The sequence below is a fragment of the Sphingobacterium alkalisoli genome (genome assembly GCF_005049105.1).
GTDB lineage: Bacteria > Bacteroidota > Bacteroidia > Sphingobacteriales > Sphingobacteriaceae > Sphingobacterium > Sphingobacterium alkalisoli.
In genome coordinates this window covers 1-2622 of record NZ_SUKA01000018.1, presented here as the reverse complement: position 1 = coordinate 2622, position 2622 = coordinate 1, and the positions used below count along the sequence as shown (strand labels likewise).

The window sequence follows — 2622 nt, the reverse complement described above, 5'->3', positions numbered from 1 at the left end:
TGGGTATTTCGGAGTAATGGTGCCATTGATTTCGGTCAAACCGTGCCACTTAAAAGATCATACAATTATATAAAAAAGTTATCGTTATTCCTGTTTCAATATTCCCTTTCTCATCGATTCACCTTTCAGGTCAATCCGGTGTGAGGAGTTTACGATCCGGTCCAGTATTGCGTCAGCAATAGTTCCTTCGCCGCCGATGATTTCATACCAGGCGGATACCGGTATCTGGGAAGATATTATGGTTGATCTTTTGCCATGTCGATCGTCTATGATATCCATCAATGTTTCCCGATCCTGGTTATCGAAAGCCTGCAGGCCGAAGTCATCAAGTATCAACAGTTCTGCCTTGGCCAGTTTTTCCAGCTCCTTGAGATATGTCCCGTCAACTTTACTCAATTTCAACCTCTTAATGATTCTGGCAGTTACTGTGTAGAGTGTTTTTATTCCTGTGAGACAGGCCTGATGCCCCAGTGCCTGCGATAGATAACTTTTTCCTGTGCCGGAGGCACCACAGATTATGATGTTTTCTTTCCGCTGCACAAAGTCCAGTGTACCAAGACGGACGAACATGTTTTTATCCAGATTTCTTTCACTGCCGTATTTTATATCGCCAAGACTGGCGTTCTGCCTAAAGCCCGCCTGTTTGAGCAACCTGTCGATCTTGTTGTTTTCACGGTCTTCCCATTGGTGATCGGTTAATAATGCAAGGTATTCGTCACATGTAATACCTTCGAACCTGTTTTCCTTAACGTACTGTTGGTGCAGCTGGGCCATGGCACCCAGACGCATGTTACGTAGTTTTTCAACTGTCTGATTGTTCATTTTCTGATTTTTGATTGTTATTATTCATAAGCGGAAGCTCCGCGTATATTACTATGGAATGGTATATGCGGCTGTATCTGCTGGGTGGGGTCATCCAATAGATGGACTCTGTCCATATTGTTCTTAAGAATATTCTTTATCCTCAGATAAGAGCATGCATCTGTATCGAGCGCTCTTTTGCACGCATTATTGAGGCGCTGCGAGCCATAGGCACGGTATAGCTGAATGATGCCCAGGGAGCGTTTATAGCTTATTTCAGGATAATCCTGTGATGCCAGTACTTTTTCAATGCAGGCCAGGACATATTCACCATGGGGCAGTGCCTTTTTCTTAAAGAACTCGGGATTCCACTCCGAATAGAACCTATGGGTACTGCTCAAGTGGTCCGTGTTGGTGATATAGCTCCCTTTGATCAGATTACGCTGGTGCAGCGCAATCCTTTCATGGCTGTAGAATACCTCAACACGGCTTTTGGTATAATGGATAGTGGTCTCTTTTCCGATATAACGGTACGGAACGCTATAATAGCTCTTGTCAGGAGAAAAGTATACATAGCCCATCTTTTGCACCTTCGCTCTTTTATAGTCCTTAAGCTCATAGGTATCAGCAGGTAGATCTTTGAGATACTGTCTCTCGGTACGCTGAAATAGTTCTATACGACTGGATTCTTTCCGTTTGAAGAGTAGATTGTTGTATCGCTCCAATAAAACGGTAATTTCTCTGTTGAGATCCTTCAGTGAGAAAAAGGTCATCTCGCGCAAAGGATAATAGATACGTTGATAAGCCAGGTGGACCGCATTCTCAACCAATGCCTTGTCCTGGGGAGAGTAGCCACGGGTGGGATTGATGACACAGTTATAGTGGCGGGCAAAGTCTTTAAAGCTTCGGTTGATGTCAGGCTCATATCTGCTGGATCTGTTGACTGCAGACTTTAGATTGTCCGATACTATAGCTTTGGGCACCCCTCCATAGAAACGCAGAGCATTACTGCAGCAGGATATCATATCTGCGCGTTTTTGGCTTGTGCAGGCCTCGACATAGGTATACTGACTGCAAGGAAGTATGGCTACAAATACTTCCACGGGAACAACTTCTCCGGTATGTCTGTCGATGATCTGCAGTTTTTTACCTGCAAAGTCGATGAACATCTCCTCACCGGCTATGTGCTGAAGTTTCATCGAGCCTTTTTCTTTTGGATATTTACGGCGGTAATGCTCAAGAAACTGCGTATAGCTATACGGCTCGGCTGCGAGATCAACATACTGCTGATAGTGGTACAGGAAAGTAAAGCCGGGATGCTTCCGGGCTTTGTTGACCCCCTCAAAATAAAGCATAAGCTCATTATGTCTTGCGGTGTCCATGGTGGTGTGCGATGAGAACAGTTCGGATAAAGCGGACGTATCGAAGCTCAGAAGCTCCTGAAACGAGTATTCGCTGCCGGCGAACAGCTGCATATAGGTGTTGACGGTATTACGGGAAATACCCAGAACAGAACCTATTTTGCGGTTGCTGTAGCTGTCCAGATGTAATGTGAGTATTTGTTTTAAGTCCATCGGATCAAGTGTGTTGGCCATATCGCTTCTATATTTAGAGCGACAAGGTAATTTCTTGATCTTTTAAAGTGGCACGAAACGAACCGTAATCTCGCATATGTTTCCGGTAGTATCGCCGCCAAATGGACATGGCACAAAACGAACCGTAAAAACGGGGCTGAAATTATTCTAAAATGGCACCTTTTGAACCGTAATAGCCGGCATCAACTGACCGAAATAACTGGCACTAATCGATCCGTAATATCCA

General features: G+C 44.6%; 2 protein-coding genes. Both read right to left on the bottom strand.

Features of this window, described 5'->3' with window-relative positions:
- Nucleotides 1-84: 84 nt before the first annotated feature.
- Nucleotides 85-822: an IS21-like element helper ATPase IstB gene (gene istB / locus FAZ19_RS23705; RefSeq protein WP_136823258.1), complete on the bottom strand. Its 738-nt coding sequence runs from the start codon at nt 820-822 to the stop codon at nt 85-87.
- A 20-nt stretch (nt 823-842) separates the two neighbouring features.
- Entirely contained in the window at nt 843-2396 is a 1554-nt protein-coding gene (gene istA, locus FAZ19_RS23700; RefSeq protein ID WP_136823257.1) for an IS21 family transposase, read from the bottom strand.
- Nucleotides 2397-2622 lie beyond the last annotated feature (226 nt).